This is a genomic window from Glutamicibacter protophormiae, from assembly GCF_014647495.1.
Taxonomy (GTDB): domain Bacteria; phylum Actinomycetota; class Actinomycetes; order Actinomycetales; family Micrococcaceae; genus Glutamicibacter; species Glutamicibacter protophormiae.
Window position 1 is genome coordinate 67949 of record NZ_BMPH01000009.1, and the last position, 21955, is coordinate 89903.

Below are 21955 nucleotides of genomic sequence, written 5' to 3' on the forward strand. Positions count from 1 at the left end.
TTCCTGGGAAGGGGAAGGGCTGCCTAGCCTTGTGGTCCGCTGGAGTCGGTGTCCTCGGCCAGAGGAACCGCCAGATGCTTGCTGGATTTGCGCATGGTCACGCGATCAACGATCACATAGACCACGGCGCCGATACCTACGCCCAAGCCGCCGCAGAACATGGCAAAGAACCCGGAGGCCGATGCGCGTGAATATTCCTCGGACGGCTCGCCAATCAGGCCGACAATCAGACCCACCAACGCACCTACGACAAGGAACGTCAAGACAAAAGGCCAGAACTTCGGTGATGCGTGAACCTGGACTTCAATGGGCTGATCAGCAGACGACGGGGTGGCGGGGTGTTGCTCCATACCCTTAAGGGTACTCAATCAGGGGAAGATGTGCCGACAAGTCTGCCCTAAGTCCCGAGGCATGCAATTGCCCACTTTGCAGGGCTTGTGCCCAGTCGAGCTTCCCTGTTGCCAGGCGAAGCCAGAGATCGGCTGGCATTTCGACCACATTCGGCGGGGTCCCGCGGGTATGCCGGGGGCCGGGTATGCACTGAGTCACACCGAAGGGCGGTACGCGTACTTCCACCGAGTTCCCCTCGGCCCGCGAGGCGAGCTCTTCAAGGGTGAAGCGCACCGCCATGGCGAGCACCGGGCGGGACGGCGAGGCTTCGGCCTGCAACGAATTAACCCATTCCCTGAGCGCCGAACGCCCGTCGGCTTCGTTGATGCGCCGCTTGATGGCCATGGATCCGGTTCCTTCGCTCGATGACGGTTTTCCGCCATGTTTGTTCCCGGGCGCGGCGCCACGGCCGCTAGCATCCGGGGAAATCCCTACCTGCCAACTCTAATCCAGCAGCCCGGGCCCCGGGGGCCGGAGGTTCAGGCGTCAAGACATGCCGGAGCCAGCGGTGGTCGAGTTCGCCCAGCGCTCCGACGGAGGCCAACAGGTCCAGTGCCAGCACATCGGTGCCGCGCGGGGAACCGTCGAGCATTTTCAGCGCCACGCTGTATCCGGCAGGGGTTCCCATGGCCAGCACGCCCTCGGCGCCGAGCTTGGCGATGATGCCGGTGCGTTCGACCACCAGGGTGTTGGCTGATCCCTCGCCGCGGATGGCCCAGGGATTTTCGCGGATCGAATGCACGACCTGTTGGGCGTGGACGTCCCGGGACAGCACCAGTTGGCGGAATCCCCGGGCCAGCGACAGCAGCGACATCTGCGGGGCAGGAGCGCCGCAGCCGTCGACGCCCACGAAGCTGATCGGTCCGCAGAATTCCTCCATGGCCGCCAGCGCCGCACGCTGCACCGGGTGCTCGGGCGAGAGGTACGAGCTGGTTGGGGCGCCCGCAAGGACCGCGGCGTTCAGGAAGGCCGCATGCTTGCCCGAGCAGTTGAACGCCAGCCTATTGGCATGCTGCCGGTTCAAGATCATGCTGGTCCGGGTGGCGCCATCGCCCGGCCAGGCGCTGGGGCACTGCAGATCGGCGGCATCCAGCCCCGCGGTTTCCAGCGTTTCCCCGGCGATTCGCTGGTGCCGGAAGGTTCCCAGGTGGCTGGCGCAGGCCAGGGCCGTGCCCTGGGGAGAAAGCTTCGCCCCGGCGCGCAGCGAGCCGATGGCCTGGAAGGGCTTGAGCGCGGAGCGCGGGAAGATCCGCGCCTGCGGGTTGCCCAGCTCGGCCACCGCCTGCCCGGAGGGATCCAGCACCACGGCCACGCCGAGATGGCGGGATTCGACCATGCCGTTGCGGGTGATGCGCACCAGTTCGGCGCAGTCTGAGAACTCGAGGCTGGGATCCATGCCTGCCAGTCTAGATCCTGTACTGCCCGGCCCGGGCGTATGGCGGGGCCCGGTCACACAAGCCTGGGGGAGCGGGCATCTCCGGTAAACTTTGGCATGTGAAGGTACTGGTTATTGGCCCAGGCGGCCGCGAACACGCAATTGTCCGAGCACTGAGTGCAGACCCCTATGTCAATGAGGTCCATTGCGCACCCGGCAACGCCGGCATCGCGCAGGACGTCACCACCCACGCGATCGATGCCCAGGATCCGGCGGCAGTTGTTTCGCTGGCCCGCGAGCTGTCCAGCGACCTGGTCGTCGTCGGCCCGGAGGCCCCGCTGGCAGCCGGCGTGGCCGATGCGCTGATCGAGGCGGGCATCCCGGTCTTCGGGCCGACCAAGGCCGCCGCGCAGCTTGAGGCTTCCAAGGCCTTCGCCAAGGACGTCATGGCCGCGGCCCAGGTGCCCACCGCCATGGCGCATGTCGCCACGAATACCGACGAGGCCGCCCGCGCGCTGGACGAATTCGGCGCACCCTACGTGGTCAAGGACGACGGCCTGGCCGCCGGCAAGGGCGTCGTGGTCACGTCCGACCGCGCCGAGGCGCTGGCCCACGCCCAGGCCTGCTTCGCCGCCGGCGGCACCGTGGTCATCGAGGAATTCCTGGACGGCCCGGAAGTTTCGCTGTTCGTCATCTGCGACGGAAAGCATGCGGTGCCGCTGTCCCCGGCACAGGACTTCAAGCGCATCTTCGATAATGACGAGGGTCCGAACACCGGTGGCATGGGCGCCTACTCGCCACTTGACTGGCTGCCCGAGGGATTCACGGAAGAGGTCATGGAACGCGTGGCCTACCCGACCCTGCGCGAGATGGAGAAGCGCGGCACCCCGTTCACCGGCGTGCTCTACTGCGGCCTGGCCATCACCAAGCGCGGCATCCGCGTCATCGAGTTCAACGCCCGCTTCGGCGATCCCGAGACCCAGGCCGTGCTGGCCCGGCTGAAGACCCCGCTGGGCGGCGTGCTGCTGGCCGCGGCCCAGGGCAAGCTCGATGACACCGAGCAGCTGGTGTGGTCCAAGCAGACCGCGGTGGACGTGGTCATCGCCGCCGAGAACTACCCGGACACCCCGGTCAAGGGCGCGGCCATCGCCGGCCTGGAAGCGGCCAACGGACTGGAGAACGTGCATGTCATGCACGCCGGCACCGCCGGAGACGAGCAGGGCAATATCACCGTGGCCGGCGGCCGCGTGCTGGCCGTCGTCGGCCTGGGCGACGACCTGTCGGCGGCCCGCGCGGCGGCGTATGCCGGCGTGGCCGAAATCAGCTGGCCCGGTGCCCAGTCGCGCAGCGACATCGCACTGAAGGCAGAACGCGGCGAGATTATCGTTGCAAACGAAAGCAAGTAGAGGACTACAGATTCATGGCAGGATTCCAGACCGACGTGCTCGCCCTTGAGGGTTGGGACCACTTCTACTCGGGCAAGGTGCGCGACCTCTACGTTCCGGCGGGCGTCAGCTTCCAGGACACCGACCGCGTGCTGGTGGTGGCCTCGGACCGCATCAGCGCCTACGACTTCGTGCTGACCAGCGAAATCCCGGACAAGGGCAAGGTGCTCACCCAGTTGAGCCTGTGGTGGTTCGAGCAGCTGGGCGACTTCGCCAACCACGTGATCTCCACCGAGGTGCCTGTCCAGGTGGCAGGACGCGCAATGGTCTGCAAGAAGCTGGACATGTACCCGATCGAGTGCATTGCCCGCGGCTACCTGACCGGTTCCGGGCTGGCCGAATACAAGGTGTCCTCCACCGTGTGCGAGCTGCCGCTGCCCGCCGGGCTGGTGGACGGCTCGCGCCTGGAGCCGGCGCTGTTCACCCCCTCGGCCAAGGCCGAGGTGGGCGAGCACGACGAGAACATCTCCTTCGCGCAGACCGTGGACCGCGTGGGCGCCGAGGTCGCCGAAGCGCTGCGCGAGCAGACCGTGGCGCTCTACGAGCAGGCCGAGAAGATCGCGCGCGAGCGCGGCATCATCCTGGCCGACACCAAGGTCGAGTTCGGCGAAGATCCGGCCACCGGCCAGATCACCCTGGGCGACGAGGTGCTGACCCCGGATTCCTCGCGCTTCTGGGATGCCGAGCACTACGCGCCGGGCCAGGCCCAGGCCAGCTTCGACAAGCAGTTCGTCCGCGACTGGCTGACTTCCGAGGCTTCGGGCTGGGACAAGAACTCGGGCGAGCAGCCACCTGCGCTGCCGGAGGAGATCATCGAAAAGACCCGTGCGCGCTACATCGAGGCGTACGAGCGACTGACCGGGCGCACCTTCGCCGCCTAGCCCCGACGCTCAACAGGACAGCCCCGCACACCGTTAGCCCGGTGCGCGGGGCTGTCCTGTTCAGGCAGGCCCGGGAGTCCTTGCCCGCCGGCTACACCAGCGAGTCCAGCCAGGCCTGGTGCAGCGCCGCGAAGCGGCCCTCGGCGGCGATCAGCTCTTCCGGGCTGCCGTCCTCCACGATCTTCCCGTCGTGCACCACCAGCACCCGGTCGGCGATCTGCACCGTGGACAGGCGGTGGGCGATGATCAGCGCGGTCCGGTTGCCCAGCAGGGTCTGCAGGCCGTGCTGCACCGCGCGCTCCGAGGGGATGTCCAGCGAGCTGGTGGCCTCGTCCAGGATCAGCACCGCCGGGTCGGCCAGGAAGGCGCGGGCGAAGGAAATCAGCTGGCGCTGCCCCGCCGACACCCGGCCGCCGCGCTTGTTCACGTCGGTGTCGTAGCCGTCGGGCAGGTCCAGGATGAATTCGTGGGCGCCGACGGCGCGCGCCGCGTCGTGGATCTCCTCCAGCGACGCGCCGGGGCGACCCAGGGCGATGTTTTCCGCCACCGTCCCGGAGAACAGGAACGCCTCCTGCGTCACCATCACCACGTGCCGGCGCAGCTCGATGTTGGACAGTTCGCTGATCGGCACCGCATCGAGTTCAAGGCTTCCGGAGCGCAGGTCGTAGAAGCGCGCGATCAGTTTGGCCAGCGTCGACTTGCCGGCCCCGGTCTGGCCGACCACGGCCACGGTCTGGCCGGCTTCGATCTTCAGGTCGAAACGGTCCATGACCACCGGCCCGTCGCCATAGCCGAACACCGCGTCCTGGAAGACCAGTTCTCCGCGGACCCGGTCGATGCTGCGTGGTGAGCGCGGCTCGAGGACCGTGGGCTCTTCCTCCAGCAGGCCGGAGACCTTCTCCAGGGCCGCGGTGGCGGACTGCAGCGAGGAGTAGAACATGGCGATCTCGTCCATGGGCTGGAAGACGCGCTTGGCGGCCAGCAGGATCGCGACCATGACGCCCACGGCCAGGGTGCCGTCGATGATGCGGAACCCGCCGTAGGCCAGCAGCGCGGCGACCGTGAGGTTGCCGATCAGCACCAGCCCAGGCTGCAGCACCCCGAAGAGGTTGAAGGAGCGCACGCTGTTGTCCCGGTACTGCCCGGCGATGTCCGCGTAGTTCGCGTCGTTGGCGCGCTCGCGGCGGAAGGCCTTGACCGCTCGGATGCCGGTCATGGTTTCCACGAAGGTGGAGATCACCCTGGCCGAGACCACCCGGGATTCGCGGTAGAGCACCTCGGAGCGGCTCTGGTACCAGTGGAACAGCACGGCCACCGGGAGCACCGCGATGCAGACCACCACGCCGGAACGCCAGTCCAGCGCGAAGATGGAGATCAACGTGAAGACGATGAATACGCAGGAGGAGGCCAGCTCGGAGACGCCCTGGTCCAGCAGCTCGCGCAGGGTTTCCAGATCGGAGGTCTGGCGGGAGATGATGCGCCCGGAGGTGTAGCTCTCATGGAATTCCAGGCTCAGCCGCTGGGTGTGGCGGAAGACCTTCTGGCGCAGGTCCAGCAGCATGGCCTGGGAGATCCTCGCGGCGCACTTGATGTACCAGGACAACAGCACGCCGGCCAGGTTGGCGCAGACGATGTAGGCGCCGCCGGTGAGGCCCAGCGCGGCCCAGTTGCCCTGGCGCACCTGGGGCAGCGTCCAGTCGATCGCCAGCGCAATGAGGATCGGCAGCAGCACGCGGGCCGCGTTGGTGAACAGCACCAGCACGATGGTCTGGATGAACAGCTTCTTCTGCGGCAGCGCCAGCGCGGCGAGCAGGCGGAAGGAGCGGCGGCGCACTTCCTTGCGCTCGGCTCCGGTGAGGGTGACGGCGTCCTCATTGGCGACGCCCAGGGGCCTGCTCATCGGGCCACCTCCGATCGGATCTCGGGTTCGTTCTCATCCAGGCTGGCGATCACGTAGCGATAGTGCTCGTTGGTGCTCAGCAGGTTCGCGTGGCTTCCCACGGCGTCGATGCGCCCGTCGCGCAGCAGCGCCACGCGGTCCGCCAGCACGACGGTGGAGGGGCGGTGCGCCACCACCAGCGTGGTGGTTCCGGACAGGACGCTGCGCAGGCGTTCGGTGACCGCCTCCTCGGTGCGCACATCCAGCGCTGAAAGGGGGTCGTCGAGCACCAGGACCCGTGGACGGGCCGCGATGGCGCGGGCCAATGCGATGCGCTGGCGCTGGCCGCCGGAAAGGGAGAGCCCCTCCTCGCCGATCAGGGTGTCCACCCCGTCCGCCAGCTGGTAGGCGAAGTGTGCCTGCGCGACATCCAGCGCCTCGGCCAGCAGGGCCTCGCGCTGCTCGGCGGCCAGGTCCCCGGGGGCTCCCATGAGCACGTTCTCGCGGATGCTGGTGGAGAACAGCGTGGTGTCCTCGAAGGCCACGGCGATCTCGGTGCGCAGCTCGTCCAAATCCCAGTCGCGCACGTCGACCCCGTGCACCTTGACCGTGCCTGCGGTGGCATCTTGCAACCGGGGGACGAGGTTCAGCAGCGTGGACTTGCCCGACCCGGTGATGCCCACCAGCGCCATGGTCTCACCCGGGCGGATCTGCAGGTTGATCTCTGCCAGGATGGGGCGGGCGCGGCCGGCGTCGTCCGGGTAGGCGAAGCGGACGTGGTCCAGCTGCACCGCGCCGGAGTACTGCGCCGGACGGACCGGGGCCTCGGGGGAGGTGATGTCGTTAATCGAATCCATGACCTCGAAATGGCGCTCCAAGGCGGTTTTAGTGCTCAGCGTCATGCCCAGCAGCATGCCCATGGCTTCCACCGGGATGGCGATGACCGCTGCGATGGCGAAGAAGGCGACCAGCGAACCGACGCTCAGGGTGCCGGCGGACACCTGGGCGATGCCGATGACCAGCCCGATGCCGAGGATGGTTTCGGGGATGGCCACCACGGTGAGCAGGAAGCTGGCCAGCGTGCGGGCCTTGGACAGCTCGGTTTCCTGCAGCGACTTGGCCTGCTCGTTGAAGCCCTCGTAGATGTCGCGGCCGCGGCCGAAGGACTTGATCACGCGGATGCCGTGCACTGATTCCTCCACCGCGGTGGCCAAATCGCCGGCCTGGTCCTGGCTCAGCCGGCTGGCCGCGCGGAAGTCGTTGCGGAAGTGGTAGGCCTTGATGGCGATCGGGATGGAGCCCAGCAGGAACAGCAGGCCCAAGATCCAGGAGTGGGTGAACATCAGCGCCAGGCCGGTGATCACGGTGACGGTGTCCACGATGAGCATCATGGCTCCGAAGGCGAGCCAGCGGCGCAGCAGCGACAGATCCGACATCGAGCGCGAGAGCAGCTGCCCGGAACCCCAGCGTTCGTGGAAGGCGACCGGCAGGCGCTGCAGGTGCTTGTAGAAGCCCACTCGCATGGTCATTTCAACACCCGCGGCCGGGTTGAGCACGAACTGGCGGCGCAGGAAGATCAGCAGCGCCTCGACGAAGCCGAGCAGGGTGATGATGCCGACGGCGTACCAGACCTGTGCGGAGGCGCCGTTGACAGCGAGGACGTCGTTGACCAGCTTGGCCAGGACCTGCGGAATGGCCAATGCCACGATGCCCGCGCCCAGCGCGCAGAAGAATCCGCCGATGAGCCTGGGCAGCACCGGTTTGACGAAGGGTGCAAGCCGTTTCAGTGTTCTTGACAGCGGAACGGCCTCAGCGGTTCCACTGCTCTTCCCCTGCGCCACGATTCCCCGCATTCACCCAGATTTTCGACAGAGCTACAGCCTACAACCACTAGTTGGGAGAATTCAATCATTCAGGGGATTGAGAAGTAAATGTTTCATAAAGGAAAAAAAGCTTCGTTCCTGCAGCAAGGAGATGCGGCAGGAACGAAGCTTTTACGGGTCTGGGGCGGTCAGTCCCTGGCGGTCAGCGTCACCAGCACCGCTTCCGGCGGGCAAGCAATGCGGATCGGTGCGAAGCGGGAATGGCCCAGGCCGGCCGAGACGTTCAACGGCACGCTGTTGCCGGCATGCTCCCAGTAGGTCAGGCCGCGGGCGCGCCAGGTCGGCAGGTCGCAATTGGACACGAGCGCCCCGTAGCCGGGGATGCAGATCTGGCCGCCATGGGTGTGGCCGGCGAAGATGACGTCCGCGTTGGCCGCGGTGAATTGGTCCAGGACCCGCTGGTACGGGGCATGGGTCAGCGCGATGCGCACATGCGGGGCCTCATTGCTGGTGGAGGAGCCGCGGGTCCATCCGGCGAAGTGGTCGCGTTCGATGTGCGGGTCGTCCACGCCGGTCAAATCCAGGCGGATGCCTTTCAGCACGGTCGAGTAGGCCTGGTTGGACATGTTGATCCATCCGGCCGCTCCGAAGGCCCGGTGCATGTTCTCGAATGGCAGCGCGTCGCGTTCCGAGGGATTCGGAGTGCCGGTGTGCCGGACCAGATAGCGCAGCGGGTTCTTCGGGCGCGGAGCGAAGTAGCAGTTGGATCCGGGAACGAAGGCGCCCGGCACGTGCATCAACGGCTCCAGGGCGTGCAACAGATCCGGGACGCCGTTCTGATGGCTGAGGTTGTCGCCAGTGTTGATGACGTAGTCCGGGTTCAGCTTGGCCAGGTTCCTGATCCACCGGGTTTTCAGGTGCTGGCCGGGGATCATGTGGATGTCGGACAGATGCAGGATGCGGATGTCGGCGGCACCGCGGGGGAGCAGCTTCAAGGTCTCGTGGCGGACCCCGAACTTCTGGGTCTCAGACATGCCGTAACCGATGAGCGCTCCGCCTACAGCCAGCGTTCCGGCCGCCAGCAGGGCCGCGGTCCCGGCAGCATGGCCCAACGCCGATGCAAAGTTTTTTTGTTCCGCCATGACTTGTCCGTCATCGTCCTTTCAATATGGCTTTTCACAAAGCCTTCATTAAGCCAATCTAAGCCGAAGGGCCGCGTTCAACCAAAGTTGAACGCGGCCTTCACAGCTGCAAGCTAGTCGTCGGACTTCGATTCCTTCTTGGAATCGGACTTGGAGTCGGACTTGGATTCCTTGGAATCCGATTTGGATTCCTTCTCCTCCGACTTCGATTCGGAGCTCGATTCCTTCTTGGAATCGGACTTCGAGTCTTCCTTCGAATCGGACTTGGAATCAGAAGAGTCCTCGGAAGGTTCCTTCTTCACGACTGGCGCCTTGCGTGCCGAGCCGAGCGATTCGTGCGGGTAGTCGTAAACGGCTTCCTGCATGAAGTCCAGCCACAGCGGTGCGGCATAGGTCGATGAGTCAACCATGGACGGAGCGCGCTGGTCGTTGATCAGGGCACCGTGCATGAGGTTTTCTTTGCGGTCCTCGCCCTGGCCCTTCAAGCGGCCGACCCACGAGGCGGTGGAGATGCCAGTGGTATAGCCAACGAACCAGGTGGAAGTTGCGCCGTTGTTGGTTCCGGTCTTGCCGGCGATCGGGACGTTGATGGTTCCCTTCGCCACGCGGGTCTTCGCGATCTTTGACAGGGTGCCGTTCAAGTCGCTGACGTGCTGTTCTTCAACGGCCTGGCTGCAGGTGGTCTTCTTGACCTTGTAGGCATTGCCGTCGCGGTCGGTGACCGAGGTTAGCGCGCGCGGCTCGCAGAACTCGCCCCTGTTGGCGAAGGCTGCGAATGCCGCGGCCTGGCTCAGCGGAGTGATCTTCTCGGAACCGATGATGAACGACGGGTTGACCGGGGTGAAATCGGTAGGCGTGCGGTTCTCGCCCTTGTCCTGGGCCTTGACGCCCAACGCGTTGATGTACTTCGTGATGCTGCAAAGATCGATCTTGGCAGCCTCAGCAACCGTCGCTGAGTTGATCGACCAGTAGAGGCCGTAATCGACCTTCATCTTGCGGGCAAAGCCACGCGATGCGTTTCCGACCTTCCAGGGTGAGTATGTCTGAACGGAACCCTCTGGAAGGCATGACGCCTTCCACTTGTAGGAGCCGGAGTAGTTCTGTCGGCTGGCATCAATCGTGTCCCACATATTGTGCCCCTCGGACAACCAACCCAAAGTCGTGTACGGCTTCATGGTGGAACCGCCCTGGAAGCCGCCGGCTCCGCCGAGCGAACGTTCAACGGCGAAGTTGATCACTGTATTGCCCAGGCCGCCGGCCGGGTCGTACGTGGTGTTCTGCGCCATGGTCAGAATATTTCCGGTACCAGGCTCAACCGAAACGATGGAGGAGAAGACGTCCTCGTTGGACTTGGCCTTGGGATCGATAGCCTTGCGGGCGTCCTTCGCGGCCTTCTTGTTCAGCTTGCTGTTCAGAGTGGTCTTCATAGTCAGTCCACCGCGGTACAGCAGGTTCTCGCGGTCCTGCTTGGTCTCGCCGAATGCATCGTCGGTGAGGATCAAGTTGGTGACGTAGTCGCAGAAGTAGGCGTTGTCATCCGCGGCGATGCAGCCGGACGGGGACTTGCTGGGGTCCAGCTCCAAGTCGCTCTTGACTGCCTTGTCGTACTCGGCCTTGGTGATCGCGCCGGCGCGCAGCATGTTGCCCAGCACCTTGTTGCGTCGATCCAGCGAGCGCTCGGGGTTGTTGATCGGGTTGTAGACGTTCGGCAGCTGCACCATGCCGGCGAGCATCGCCGACTGCTGGAGGTTCAGGTCCTTGGCATCAACGGAGTAGAAGTGCTGTGCGGCAGCCTGCACCCCATACTCGCGGCCCGAGAACAGCACCAGGTTCAGGTAGCCTTCGAGAATCTCGTCCTTGGACATTTCCTTCTCGATGGACACGGCGTACTTCAACTCGCGGATCTTGTCCGCGTAGTCCTTCTGGCCGCTGATGGTGCTCTCTTCGGCACCGGTCAGTTCCTGGTTGTTCACCAGCAGGTTGTTCACGTACTGCTGGGTCAAGGTCGAAGCACCCGAGCGCGAGGAACCGGTGACGTTGCTGACGACGGCACGGGCGATGCCCTGGGGATCGATGCCCTTGTGCTCGTAGAAACGCTCATCCTCAACCGACACGATGGCCTTGCGCATGAACGGCGAAATGTCATCAAGCTTCACCGGCTGGCGGTTCTGCTCGTAGAACTTCGCGATTTCCTTCCCGTCGGAATCCAAGATCGTCGAAGGCTCCGAAATCGGAAGTGCCTCGAACGAGCTCGGAAGCGCGCTCACAATGTTGTTACCGGTGGTCAAACCGGTTTTTGCTATAGCTGCCACGGGCACGATCATGCCGGCGGCGAGCACACCACAAAGGGCACTGATTCCGAAGAATGCGACGATTTTGCCCAAAGTGGTAGCTGTATCAAAAAAGGGTGACTTCTTAGCTGCCATACCCACTAGTTTACAAGGACGCGCTAACGTATCGAGTATGACTAAATGGGAATACGCCACATTACCTCTGCTGATCCACGCGACGAAGCAGATTCTCGACCAGTGGGGAGACGACGGATGGGAGCTGGTTACCGTAGTTCCAGGCCCCAACGGCACCTCTCCGGTGGCCTACCTCAAGCGTCCGAAGCAGTAATCGCCCAACCCCTAAAAAAGGAGTAAAACCCCATGCAAGAAGCCACTTCTTCGCGTGTCGAAGCTCGCCTGACCGAGCTTGGACTGACCCTTCCCGCCGTTGCCAAGCCGGTAGCCGCCTACCTGCCTGCCGTCACCACCGGCAACTACGTTTACACCTCAGGGCAGTTGCCGCTGATTAATGGTGAACTCTCAGCTGTGGGAAAGGTCGGCGCAGAGGTATCCGCCGAGACTGCCAAGGGCATGGCGCAGACTGCAGCACTGAACGCCTTGGCGGCCATCAAAGCCGAAATTGGTGACCTTGACCGCATCAAGCGCATCGTGAAGGTCGTCGGCTTCGTAGCCTCGGCCCCCGAGTTCACCGGCCAGCCGGGTGTCATCAACGGCGCTTCGGAGTTCTTCGGCGAGGTGCTCGGCGATGCCGGGCTGCACGCCCGCTCGGCCGTCGGCGTAGCTGTCCTGCCGCTGGACGCCCCGGTCGAAGTTGAGGTCATCGCGGAATTTGAGTAGTCAACGACGCGACGCTGTAGCGCGGTCCCGACGGGCATTCCCGTCGGGACCGCGCCACGGCGTGGTGCGCCGGCTCTTCGACGTGCCGCTGCACGAAGTCTCTGCGGCGGAAAACTGGTTCGCCTTCGGAACGCGCACTCCGCGCGCCGCCCGCAAGGCCTCCTCGGTGACCTTGGTGCGCGACACTTCCCAAGGCGTGGAGACCTATCTGACATACCGCCCCGGGGGATCCCCCTTGGGCAACGTGGCATTCCCCGGCGGAAGCCACGAAGCCAGCGACAGGGCCGCCTACCAGTGGTTCGGCCCGAGCCTGTCGCAGTGGTCCAAGCGCATGGACGTGCTGGACCAGCAATTGGTGCAGGCGCACGTCGTCTGCGCCATTCGAGAACTTTTCGAGGAAACGGGCATTCTGCTGGCCGGCACCGACGAGCAGTCGGTCATTGAGATGACCGACCCCGAGGAATGGATGACCGCCCGGGAATCCATCGCCGGCCAGGACTTGGGGTTCGATGAGTTCCTGCGCCGCCGCGGCCTGGGGCTGCGCACCGACCTGCTGCGCCCGGTAGCGCACTGGCTCAGCCCGAACTTCGCTTTCCGGCGCTTCGACACCTGGTACTTCGCCGCCACGGTCCCGCTGCGGCAGGAGCCGACGCTGCTGCGCGGCAAGGGGAAATGGGGGCGCTGGTGCGTTGCCAGTCAGGTGATCGCCAAACGCAACAGCAGCGCGCTGGGGGACATGGTCGGCCAGCCGAATACCGTGGACATGAACCTGTCGCAGATCACCTACCCGGCGGTGGAAATCATGCTCGAGCGAATGACCGATGCCAACGGCGTGGTGGCCTACCTCTCCCGTGTGCGCTCCTTCGACCTGCAGCATCCCGATCTGCTGGTGCGCGACGGCACCTACTATCTTGAGGTCATCGGCACGCAGAAGGCAGATTCGGCCAGCTCCTGGCAGGCCACGGCCGGGCACTGAGCCGGCTGCCGGAGACGAAGACAGCGAAGGCCGAATACCTCTGCAGGTATTCGGCCTTCGCTGTCTTCGCTGATGCGGCCTAGCGCGAGCGCTGGCGCAGGCGCTGGATGTCCAGAATCACGACGGCGCGTGCTTCCAGACGCAGCCATCCGCGCTGCACGAACTCGGCAAGGGCCTTGTTCACGGTTTCACGCGAGGCGCCGACGAGCTGTGCCAGCTCTTCCTGGGTCAGCTCGTGAGCGACCAGGATGCCATCGGTGGCCGGACGACCGAAGCGGTCGGCCAGATCCAACAGCGCCTTGGCCACGCGGCCAGGAACGTCGGAGAACACCAGATCGGCGAGGGACTCGTTGGTGCGACGCAGGCGGGCGGCAAGAGCCTGCAGCAGCTGGATCGAAACCTCAGGAGAGTTCAGGATCGCCTTGCGCATGTTCTCGTGGCTCAGACCGGCAAGTCGGGTTTCCGACACGGCGGTCGCCGTTGCGTTGCGTGGGTGTGGATCGAAAAGGGCCATTTCGCCGAACAGCTCACCCGGGCCGAGAACGGCGATCAGGTTTTCGCGTCCGTCGGACGAAGTGCGGCCGAGCTTGATTTTGCCCGAGACGATGAAGTAGAGACGGTCGCCCTGATCGCCTTCACGGAACACCGATGCACCACGGGACAGATCGACCTCGGTCAGTTCTTCGGTTAGCGTGGCGAATACTTCATCACCAAGCGACGCGAAAAGCGGCGCACGGCGCAGTACCTCGATATCCATTAAATCTCCTGTCAACAGTAGTAGGCGCTCACTTCATTGTGCCGTATTCGGTAACAATGTGACAGTTTCCACACGTGGTTTAACCAAGAAAATGTTGAAAATCACGCAGTTTCGAACAAAACTCGCGAATATGCTCGCAGAAATCCATCAGCTTCTAAGGGTACCTTGGATTAATACCGTTTAGATGAATGAAGTGGAGTCTCGGTGCTCGAAGTTTTCGGCTGGCTGGACGCGGTCATTTGCGTTGTTCTGCTGACTTTTTTCATTATCGGACTCCGCCGAGGCTTCCTTCTGACCGTCGGCGACATGCTCGGACTGATCGTGGGCGGCGTGGCGGCGTTCTTCGCCATCCCGCTGGTGTCGACCCTGGCCAGCAATCCGTGGTGGCGGGTGGGGCTGATGGTCGCCACCGCTGCGGTGCTGATCATCATGGGCCAGGCGCTGGGCCGTTTCATCGCCACCAAGATCCGCCACTGGATGAACGTCGATTTCCTGCGCGCAGCGGACCGGCTGGCCGGCGGTGCGCTTTCGATCCTGATTACCGCCACCATTATCGGCGCCCTGGCGTTCTCCGCCTCCAGCATGGGCATTCCCCGGCTGTCCGCCGAAATCGCCAAATCCAAGATGATCGACACGATCCGCGGGCTCACCCCGGATTTCGTCACCTCGGCCATTTCCACGGCCCGCTCGGCCGTGATGGCGCAGACCATTCCCGCGCTGATCGAGCCCTTCGCTCCGCCGGTCGCACCGGTCGAGGACACCGACTGGGAGCCGAACGACCTGCAGCTGGCCTCGGCAAAGTCCGTGGCCAAGATTTCGGGCACCGCGGTGGAGTGCGGTGTGAACCTGACCGGGTCCGGTTTCGTCATCGACGACGACCTTGTCATGACCAACGCCCACGTGGTCGCCGGCTTGAGCGCCGCCACGGTGGAAACCGGCAGGGGCGAGCTGAACCGAGGCAAGGTGGTGTACTTCGATCCCGAGGCGGATATCGCGCTGCTCTACGTGGAGGGGCTTGCCGCCGAACCGATCGACCTGGCCACCAAGGACCTGGTTCGCGGGGATTCCGCGGCGTTCGTCGGATACCCCTCCGGCGGGCCGCAGCAGGTGCGCGGCGCCGTCGTCGCGTCCAAGGCCACCGTCTCCATCGCCAATATCTACGGCGAGGATCCCGCGCAGCTGTCGGTCTACCAGCTCACCGCCGAGGTGGCGCAGGGCAACTCTGGAGGCCCGCTGCTGGATGAATCCGGCGACGCCGTGGGGTTGATTTTCGCCAAGTCCCGGAGCGACGACGAGGTGGGCTTCGCCCTGAGCCTGGAAGAAATGAGCGACGCGTTGAACGCTGGCGGCCACCGGACCACCTCGATCAAGACCGGCGCCTGCATCAGCGACTAGCTCCGGGCCAGTACGGATCCAGGCAACCGCGCCGCCGCTAGCTGCCCAGCAGGTGGGCCATCTGCTGAACGGCCAGGCGGTAGCCGTTGACCCCGGCGCCGATGATGATGGAGCTGGCCACGGGGGAGATGTACGAGTGGTGGCGGAACGCCTCGCGCTTGTGCACGTTCGAGATGTGCACCTCGATGGCCGGAAGCTCCACGCCGCTGATGGCATCGGCCAGGGCGATCGAGGTATGGGTGAACGCGCCGGGGTTGATGACGATTCCCGCGGCGGTGGTGCGTGCCTCGTGGATGGCGTCCAGCAGCACGCCTTCGTGGTTGGACTGCAGGGCCTTGAGCTCGAAGCCCAGCGACTTGGCCGTGCTGCGGGCCAGTGCCTCGACATCGGCCAGCGTCTCCCGGCCGTAGATCTCGGGTTCGCGGGTTCCCAGCAGGTTCAGGTTGGGTCCGTTGAGCAGCAGGATGGTGCGTGAGGCATTTTCAGTCATGGAGTCAATCTAGTACAGCCGGTGTTCCCGGTGCTGTTCCATGACGAAGCCATCCGGATCCAGGCAGCCGCGCGAACCGGCGGTGCCGGCATCAAGCAGTCCTCGAATTCCCGTCCACGGCTCTTGTGGATATATTCAATGGTGGAAAGCCCGGGATCATCAGGAGGTTCGCATGAACAAGCGTGCCAAGCGCATCATCGGCAATATTTCGGTAGGTGCGTTCCTGGCCGGGGTGCTCGGCATTCTGGCGGTGAACCACTTTGATCCGGACTTCCTGAAGAACGACGCCGAGCTGACAGCCGAAGCCAACGCCGGCACCCCGATCGTGCAGGGGCCCATTGTGCCCCAGACGCTTCCCACCGCCAGGGCGACCACTCCCGCCGAGATCGACAGCGCCCGCCAGATCGCCCTTGACCTGGGCCGCTCCGAAGCCACCTGGGACAAGAACTGCGTGTCATGGAACCCTTCCGGGGCCGAAGGCTCCCCGCAGGGCTGGGCCGACAAGGTGGCCGCTTCGTGGCTGGACTCCGCCGGGGCTGGATGCCCGGACGCGATGACCTGGCCGTACTACTATATCGAGTCCTTCGACTCGAACGCGCCAGGGCGGCTGCGCATCACCATGGAGCAGGCAGCGGCCGCAGACCCGCAGATCTTCACCGACACCCCCGGCGACCTTGAATTCATCGCCGAGGAAGTGCTCGACGCGACGCACAAGAAGTTCAAGGACCTGGAGTCGGTCCACGTGGTGGTCGACGGCCACAGCGCCGCTTCGACGGTCGAGGCCAAGGACCGCAGGGAAGCGGCCCGCTAGCGTCGAAGTCCCCGGGCACGGCACAGGCCGCCGTCCGGAGCAGCTTCCCCTGCTGGGAGGCGGGCATCCGGGCGGCGGCCTGTATTCGCGGCCTGGCGGCTACTTCTTCATCGACTGCGCAATCTGCGACATGACGGTGTTGTCCGCCAGCGTGGTGGCATCGCCGACCTCGCGGCCTTCTGCCACGTCCTTGAGCAGACGGCGCATGATCTTGCCCGAGCGGGTCTTCGGCAGCTCCGGAACCACCAGCACGTGCTTCGGCTTGGCGATCGGTCCGATGTCCTTGCCCACGTGGTTGCGCAGGGTCGCCACGACATCCTCGCCCTCGGCCGGTTCGGCCTGCAGGATCACGAACGCGACCACTGCCTCGCCGGTGGTCTCGTCCTTCGCGCCGACCACGGCCGCTTCGGCCACGTACGGGTGGGCGACTAGGGAGGACTCGATCTCGGTGGTGGACAGGCGGTGCCCGGAGACGTTCATGACGTCGTCCACGCGGCCCAGCAGCCAGATGTCCCCGTCGTCGTCCTTCTTCGCGCCGTCGCCGGCGAAGTACATGTTCTCGAAGCGGGACCAGTAGGTGTCCTTGTAGCGTTCCATGTCGCCCCAGATGCCGCGCAGCATGGCAGGCCACGGTTCGCGGATGACCAGAAAGCCGCCCTCGCCGTTGCCCACCGAGTTGCCGGCTTCGTCGACTACGTCGATGCTGATGCCCGGCACGGCGACCTGGGCGGAGCCCGGCTTGGTCTTGGTGACGCCCGGCAGCGGCGCGATCATGTGGGCGCCGGTTTCGGTCTGCCACCAGGTATCCACGATCGGGGTCGGGTTCGCTTTCTTCTCGCCGTTGGCGCCGTTGTTGGAGCCGATGACGTCGCGGTACCACATCCATGCCTCGGGGTTGATCGGCTCGCCCACGGAGCCGAGCACGCGCAGGGAGGACAAGTCGTAGCCGTCAGGGATCTGCCGGCCCCACTTCATGAAGGTGCGGATGGCGGTCGGCGCGGTGTACAGGATGCTGACGCCGTACTTCGTCACGATTTCCCACCAGCGGCCCTGGTGCGGGGTGTCCGGGGTGCCCTCGTAGATGACCTGGGTGGCGCCGTTGACCAGCGGCGCGTAGGTGACATAGGAGTGGCCGGTGACCCAGCCGATGTCCGCGGTGCACCAGAATACGTCCGATTCCGGGTGCAGGTCGAAGGTGTCGCGGTGGGTGACGGCGGTCTGCGTGAGGAAGCCGCCGGTGGTGTGCACGATGCCCTTGGGCTTGCCGGTGGTGCCGGAGGTGTACAGCACGAACAGCGGGTGCTCGGAGTCGTGGCCCACCGCGGTGTGCTCGGTGCCGGCCGAGTCCACGACGTCGTGCCACCACTTGTCCAGCGGGCCGAACTCGGTGGGCTCGCCGTTGCGCTTGACGACCACGACGTTCTGAACGGTATGGCCCGGGGCGGACAGCGCCTCGTCGACGGCCGGCTTCAGCGGGCTCGGCTTGCCGCGGCGCCAGGTGCCGTCGGCGGTGACCACGAGCTTGGCGTCGGCGTCATCGACGCGGCTGCGCAGCGCGTCGGCGGAGAAGCCGCCGAACACCACCGAGTGGATGGCGCCGATGCGGGCGCAGGCCAGCATGGTGATGACGGCTTCCGGGATCATCGGCAGGTAGACGGCGACGCGGTCGCCCTTTTCGACGCCCAGGGATTCGAAGGCGTTTGCGGCCTTCTTGACCTCTTCGGTCAGCTGCGCGTAGGTGTAGGTGCGGGTGTCGCCCGGCTCGCCCTCGAAGTAGATGGCGACGCGGTCTCCCAGCCCGTTCTCGACGTGGCGGTCCAGCGCGTTGTACGCCGCGTTGACCTTGCCGCCGACGAACCACTTGGCCACCGGCGCTTCGGACCAGTCCAGGGTTTCGGTGAAATCCGTGTCCCAGGTGAGGACCTGCCGCGCCTGGTCGGCCCAGTAGCCCAACCGGTCGGCTGCCGCGGCATCGTAGCGGGCCTGGGTGGCAATGGCGTTGTCGCTGAATTCCTTGCTCGGTGCGAATGACCGGGTCTCGTTCGACAGGTTATCCAAAGTCTTGGATTCGCTCACGGTAGTTTGGTCCTTCCAGTTAGACACGTTTAACTCTGTGATCAAAGTTACACGCTCAAGTGTCGGCCTGTGTGGTTTGTGTCACGGATTGGCGCGGGAGTGGGTGAATTCTGCGCCAAGCGGTCATTGGGTGCGTTGAACTGCGTTCCGGCCCGTCCGGGGATACGCCGCGCAAACGGGACGGGATGAGTGAAAACCCGGGCGGTCCGTGGCAGTATCGAAGCGTGGCTGTGAATGTGAAAATTGAAACGGAGCTCGGGCTCAAGCGCCGGGCACGCAAGATGAACCGCCTGCTGGCGGAGGCCTACCCCTACGCGGTGCCCGAACTGGATTTCGAGAATCCCTTCGAGTTGCTGGTCGCGACGGTGCTGTCCGCGCAGACGACCGATGTCCGCGTCAACGCCATCACCCCGGCGCTGTTCGCCCGCTTCCCGGATGCCCACGCCATGAGCCGGGCCGAGCGCAGCGAACTGGAGGAACTGATCCGGGCCACCGGTTTCTTCCGGGCCAAGACCGAATCGCTGCTGGGGCTTTCGGCGGCGCTGGTGGAACGCTTCGACGGCGAAGTCCCGCCGAAGCTGGACGAGCTGGTCAAGCTGCCGGGCGTAGGACGGAAGACCGCCAACGTGGTGCTGGGCAATGCCTTCGGGGTTCCTGGCATCACCGTGGACACGCATTTCGGACGCCTGGCCAACCGTTTCGGATGGACCAATGAAACCGACCCGGTGAAGGTCGAGCACGCGGTCGGCGAGCTGTTCGAGAAGCGCGACTGGACGATGCTCAGCCACCGCGTGGTGTTCCACGGCCGCCGGGTCTGCCACTCACGCAAGCCCGCCTGCGGGGCCTGCGTGCTGGCCATGCTGTGCCCTTCCTACGGCATCGGCGAGGAAATACCAGCCAAGGCGAAAGCGTTGCTTAAGTACGAGCTCGCTCCGGGGCGTGAAGAGCTGCTGAACAAGATGCTCGCCGGAGCCACCCGCCGTGAACTGCGGGCCGAGGGATATGGATTGGACGCATGAGCGCACTGAAAGACCTGAAGCAGGTTGTTGCCGAGCATTCGCACACGATAGGCGCGACGCAAAAACTCCCGGACTCCTGGGCCTTCAAGCAGCTCGACGCCAACAGCGTGCGCCGCGCCGCGATCCTGATGCTCTTCGGCTCTGCCGACGGCCGGGGCTTGAGCCGCGATGCGGATCCCGCCGAGCTGGACCTGCTGTTCGTCGAACGCGCCGAGACCCTGCGCTCCCACGCCGGACAGATTTCATTCCCCGGCGGCGGGATCGATCCCGAGGACGCCTCCGAAACCGACGCCGCGCTGCGCGAAGCCTGGGAGGAAACCGGGGTGCAGACCTCGGGCATCGAGGTGCTGGGGCAGCTGGCCGCGACCGAGCTTCCGGTTTCGAACTTCATCGTCACCCCGGTGCTGGGGTGGTGGCACACCGAATCCGCGGTGTTCCCCGTCGACCCGGGGGAGAGCGCAGGGGTCTTCCGCGTGCCCGTCGCGCACCTGCTGGACCCGCGCAACCGGGTGCTGGGCGTGGTGCAGCGCGGAGGGCGCAAGTTCAGCGCCCCCGCCTTTGAATACGACGGCCGGGTGATCTGGGGCTTCACCGCCATGGTGGCGGACAAGCTGTTCAACGAGCTGGGCTGGACCAGACCGTGGTCGCCCAAGCGTGAAATCCGCATGCTCTAGGCCGGTCCGGCGAGCTTTTTCTTCCGGCTATTTCGCCTCGGCATAGTTCTCTGTAATCACCACGCTGACAGGGAAGTTGACCGACTGGTCCCCGAACAGGGTGCGCCCGGCGAGCGCAGCGGCATGCCTGATGATCTCGGCCAGCTGCGGCGCCCGGCCCTCGGGGCATTCGAAGACGATTTCGTCGTGGACGAAGAAGACCTGGCGGCACTCTTGGCTCCAACCGGCCTGATGGATCAGGTGGCGGGCATGGCCCATCCAGATCAGCGCCCATTCGGCGGCGGTCGACTGCACCACGAAGTTGCGGGTGAAGCGGCCTCGGGAGCGGGCCGCCGCGTCGGCGGCGCGCTGGGAGGCCTCGTCCCTGGTATCGCGCTGCGCCTGCATCCAGCGTTCGTCCGCCGGCGGGCATCCTCGCCCCAGGAAGCTGCTCACCCCGTCGCCGCGCTCGCCGGCGCGGGCTGCCGCATCAACGAAATCCATGGCCGCGGGGAAGTTCTTCTTCAATGCGGCCCCCACGGCCGCGGCGCCTCCGGAGGTACCGCCGTAGATGACCGACAGCATGCCCAGCTTGGCCTCGTTGCGGTCCTTGACCAACCCTGCATCGATGAGCCACTGGTAGAGGTCGTCCTGCAAGCCGGCTTGCTGCAGGTGGCGGTCGCGGGACATGGCGGCGAGGATGCGAGGTTCAAGCTGGCGCCCGTCGGCCACCACGAATCTCCTGCCTGCCGGGGTCCGCACGACCTGGCGGATGGAATGCGGCAGCTGCAGCGCGCCGCCGCCCGACGCGGCCCAGCGGCCGGAAGCGACGGTGCCCAAGACGTAGTGGGGATGGAAGCGTCCATGGGCGACCCATGCATCCAGCCAGGCATCCCCGTGGGTGCTGGCCAGCCGCGATAATTTCTTGTACTCAAGCACTTGGGCGATGGCCGGGTGATTGATCTGCTCCAGTTCCCAGGCCCGGACCGACTGCACCGCGAATCCTGCTCGGTGCAGGGCGCGCAGCAGCTCCTGCGGGGAGTCGGGGTTCAGTCCCGGGGTCTGCAGCGTGTGGCCCAGCTGCTGGGCCAGGGCGGCGAGCTTGGGCGGACGCACGGATTCCGGGACGCGCTCGCCGAGCATCCGGCGCAGCAGCTGCCGGTGTCCCTGCTCGTCCCAGGACAGCCCCGTGGCCTCCATTTCCGCGGCGATCAGTGCGCCCACGGATTCGGCATGGATCAGCAGCTGCAGCCGCTTGCGGGCTGCAGGATCGGTCGGCAGCGCCTGCAGCTGGGCCGCGTACATGTTCACCAGTTCCTGCAGGGACTCTCCGCTGACCGGGGCGGAAAACAGGGTGCCTTGGTCGCCGGCATCATGGGACGGCGGAGGGTTCTCCAGATCGATGTCCGGCAGGCGCACTGCCGCCAGCGGGCTGCGGTGGAGAATACGCTGGGCCAGCGAGAGCACATGGGCCTTGGCGAGGTAGACGTCTGCGGAGGCCAGCAGCTGAAGCCAGGGGGAGGTGCGCAGCATCACCCAGCGAGGGGAATGAACGCGCTCAATCTCGGCCACCGACTGGCAGAGCTCATCCCGGGCAGCGGTCCGGGCCGAAGTGAGCGGCTCGCCGGTGGCGGCGTCGCGCAGCTGCAGCAGGGCGAATCCTTCGGGATCCGCGGCGAGGAAGGCGAGCACGCCAGAATGTCCAGGGGGCATGC

General features: G+C 65.3%; 20 protein-coding genes. 9 read left to right on the forward strand and 11 right to left on the reverse strand.

The genetic code is table 11. The features are described from left to right. Positions 1-23 precede the first annotated feature (23 nt). The 3 genes from IEY43_RS11475 to IEY43_RS11485 form a co-directional block, all read right to left on the reverse strand. On the reverse strand, positions 24-350 hold the full coding sequence (locus IEY43_RS11475; RefSeq protein ID WP_188948733.1) for a hypothetical protein: 327 nt from the start codon (positions 348-350) through the stop codon (positions 24-26). A gap of 4 nt (positions 351-354) precedes the next feature. Then, complete coding sequence (locus tag IEY43_RS11480; RefSeq protein ID WP_188948734.1) at positions 355-735, reverse strand: sterol carrier family protein; 381 nt, start codon at positions 733-735, stop codon at positions 355-357. A 67-nt stretch (positions 736-802) separates the two neighbouring features. Further along, positions 803-1786, reverse strand: a complete 984-nt coding sequence (locus IEY43_RS11485) for an asparaginase (RefSeq protein ID WP_188948735.1) — start codon at positions 1784-1786, stop codon at positions 803-805. Positions 1787-1884: 98 nt separating this feature from the next. Between IEY43_RS11485 and purD the strand changes: the two genes are divergently transcribed. Together purD and IEY43_RS11495 are read left to right on the forward strand one after the other, a co-directional pair. Further along, positions 1885-3171: a phosphoribosylamine--glycine ligase gene (purD, locus tag IEY43_RS11490; RefSeq protein ID WP_188948736.1), complete on the forward strand. Its 1287-nt coding sequence runs from the start codon at positions 1885-1887 to the stop codon at positions 3169-3171. Positions 3172-3185: 14 nt separating this feature from the next. After that, on the forward strand, positions 3186-4091 hold the full coding sequence (locus tag IEY43_RS11495; RefSeq protein WP_188948737.1) for a phosphoribosylaminoimidazolesuccinocarboxamide synthase: 906 nt from the start codon (positions 3186-3188) through the stop codon (positions 4089-4091). A 91-nt stretch (positions 4092-4182) separates the two neighbouring features. Here IEY43_RS11495 and IEY43_RS11500 read toward each other — a convergent pair whose 3' ends face one another. From IEY43_RS11500 to IEY43_RS11515, 4 genes are all read right to left on the reverse strand, one after another. Next, positions 4183-5991, reverse strand: a complete 1809-nt coding sequence (locus IEY43_RS11500; RefSeq protein ID WP_188948738.1) for an ABC transporter ATP-binding protein — start codon at positions 5989-5991, stop codon at positions 4183-4185. After that, complete coding sequence (locus tag IEY43_RS11505) at positions 5988-7823, reverse strand: ABC transporter ATP-binding protein (RefSeq protein ID WP_188948739.1); 1836 nt, start codon at positions 7821-7823, stop codon at positions 5988-5990. Before IEY43_RS11505 ends, IEY43_RS11500 begins: the two co-directional genes overlap by 4 nt. Before the next feature lie 158 nt (positions 7824-7981). Beyond that, the gene (locus tag IEY43_RS11510) at positions 7982-8935 is read right to left on the reverse strand and encodes a metallophosphoesterase (protein WP_188948740.1); all 954 of its coding nucleotides are present in this window, start codon (positions 8933-8935) and stop codon (positions 7982-7984) included. 113 nt (positions 8936-9048) lie between these two features. Beyond that, positions 9049-11247, reverse strand: coding sequence for a transglycosylase domain-containing protein (locus IEY43_RS11515; RefSeq protein ID WP_229777374.1), 2199 nt, complete (start codon positions 11245-11247; stop codon positions 9049-9051). A gap of 151 nt (positions 11248-11398) precedes the next feature. On the opposite strand from IEY43_RS11515, the gene sp36 reads away from it, so the two are divergent. The 3 genes from sp36 to IEY43_RS11530 all read left to right on the forward strand — a co-directional run bounded on the left by sp36 (position 11399) and on the right by IEY43_RS11530 (position 13039). Continuing rightward, positions 11399-11554, forward strand: a complete 156-nt coding sequence (sp36, locus tag IEY43_RS11520; protein WP_113607488.1) for a Sp36 family protein — start codon at positions 11399-11401, stop codon at positions 11552-11554. Between the two features lie 32 nt (positions 11555-11586). Beyond that, positions 11587-12063, forward strand: a complete 477-nt coding sequence (locus tag IEY43_RS11525) for a RidA family protein (protein ID WP_188948742.1) — start codon at positions 11587-11589, stop codon at positions 12061-12063. A 61-nt stretch (positions 12064-12124) separates the two neighbouring features. Continuing rightward, complete coding sequence (locus tag IEY43_RS11530) at positions 12125-13039, forward strand: NUDIX hydrolase (RefSeq protein WP_188948832.1); 915 nt, start codon at positions 12125-12127, stop codon at positions 13037-13039. A 79-nt stretch (positions 13040-13118) separates the two neighbouring features. On the opposite strand, the gene IEY43_RS11535 is transcribed toward IEY43_RS11530, so the two are convergent. Then, positions 13119-13796 carry a Crp/Fnr family transcriptional regulator gene (locus tag IEY43_RS11535; RefSeq protein WP_047119846.1) on the reverse strand — a complete coding sequence of 226 codons (678 nt, stop codon included), beginning with the start codon at positions 13794-13796 and terminating at the stop codon, positions 13119-13121. 204 nt (positions 13797-14000) lie between these two features. Here IEY43_RS11535 and IEY43_RS11540 point away from each other — a divergent pair, with 204 nt between their 5' ends. Further along, positions 14001-15191, forward strand: a complete 1191-nt coding sequence (locus tag IEY43_RS11540) for a MarP family serine protease (RefSeq protein ID WP_188948743.1) — start codon at positions 14001-14003, stop codon at positions 15189-15191. Between the two features lie 37 nt (positions 15192-15228). Here the strand turns inward: IEY43_RS11540 and aroQ are convergent, their stop codons facing one another. Further along, entirely contained in the window at positions 15229-15681 is a 453-nt protein-coding gene (aroQ, locus tag IEY43_RS11545) for a type II 3-dehydroquinate dehydratase (RefSeq protein WP_188948744.1), read from the reverse strand. Positions 15682-15853: 172 nt separating this feature from the next. Here aroQ and IEY43_RS11550 point away from each other — a divergent pair, with 172 nt between their 5' ends. Then, positions 15854-16492, forward strand: coding sequence for a hypothetical protein (locus IEY43_RS11550; RefSeq protein ID WP_188948745.1), 639 nt, complete (start codon positions 15854-15856; stop codon positions 16490-16492). 99 nt (positions 16493-16591) lie between these two features. Here IEY43_RS11550 and acs read toward each other — a convergent pair whose 3' ends face one another. Further along, a complete protein-coding gene (gene acs, locus IEY43_RS11555) occupies positions 16592-18568 on the reverse strand; it encodes an acetate--CoA ligase (protein ID WP_229777376.1) in 1977 nt (658 codons plus the stop codon). A 185-nt stretch (positions 18569-18753) separates the two neighbouring features. Between acs and nth the strand changes: the two genes are divergently transcribed. Together nth and IEY43_RS11565 are read left to right on the forward strand one after the other, a co-directional pair. Then, positions 18754-19587, forward strand: coding sequence for an endonuclease III (gene nth, locus IEY43_RS11560; RefSeq protein WP_188948747.1), 834 nt, complete (start codon positions 18754-18756; stop codon positions 19585-19587). Further along, positions 19584-20261 (forward strand): NUDIX hydrolase, encoded by a 678-nt coding sequence (locus tag IEY43_RS11565; protein WP_188948748.1) that lies wholly within the window; start codon positions 19584-19586, stop codon positions 20259-20261. The genes nth and IEY43_RS11565 overlap by 4 nt, the downstream gene beginning before the upstream one ends. A 27-nt stretch (positions 20262-20288) precedes the next feature. On the opposite strand, the gene IEY43_RS11570 is transcribed toward IEY43_RS11565, so the two are convergent. After that, entirely contained in the window at positions 20289-21953 is a 1665-nt protein-coding gene (locus tag IEY43_RS11570) for a bifunctional 3'-5' exonuclease/DNA polymerase (protein ID WP_188948749.1), read from the reverse strand. Positions 21954-21955 lie beyond the last annotated feature (2 nt).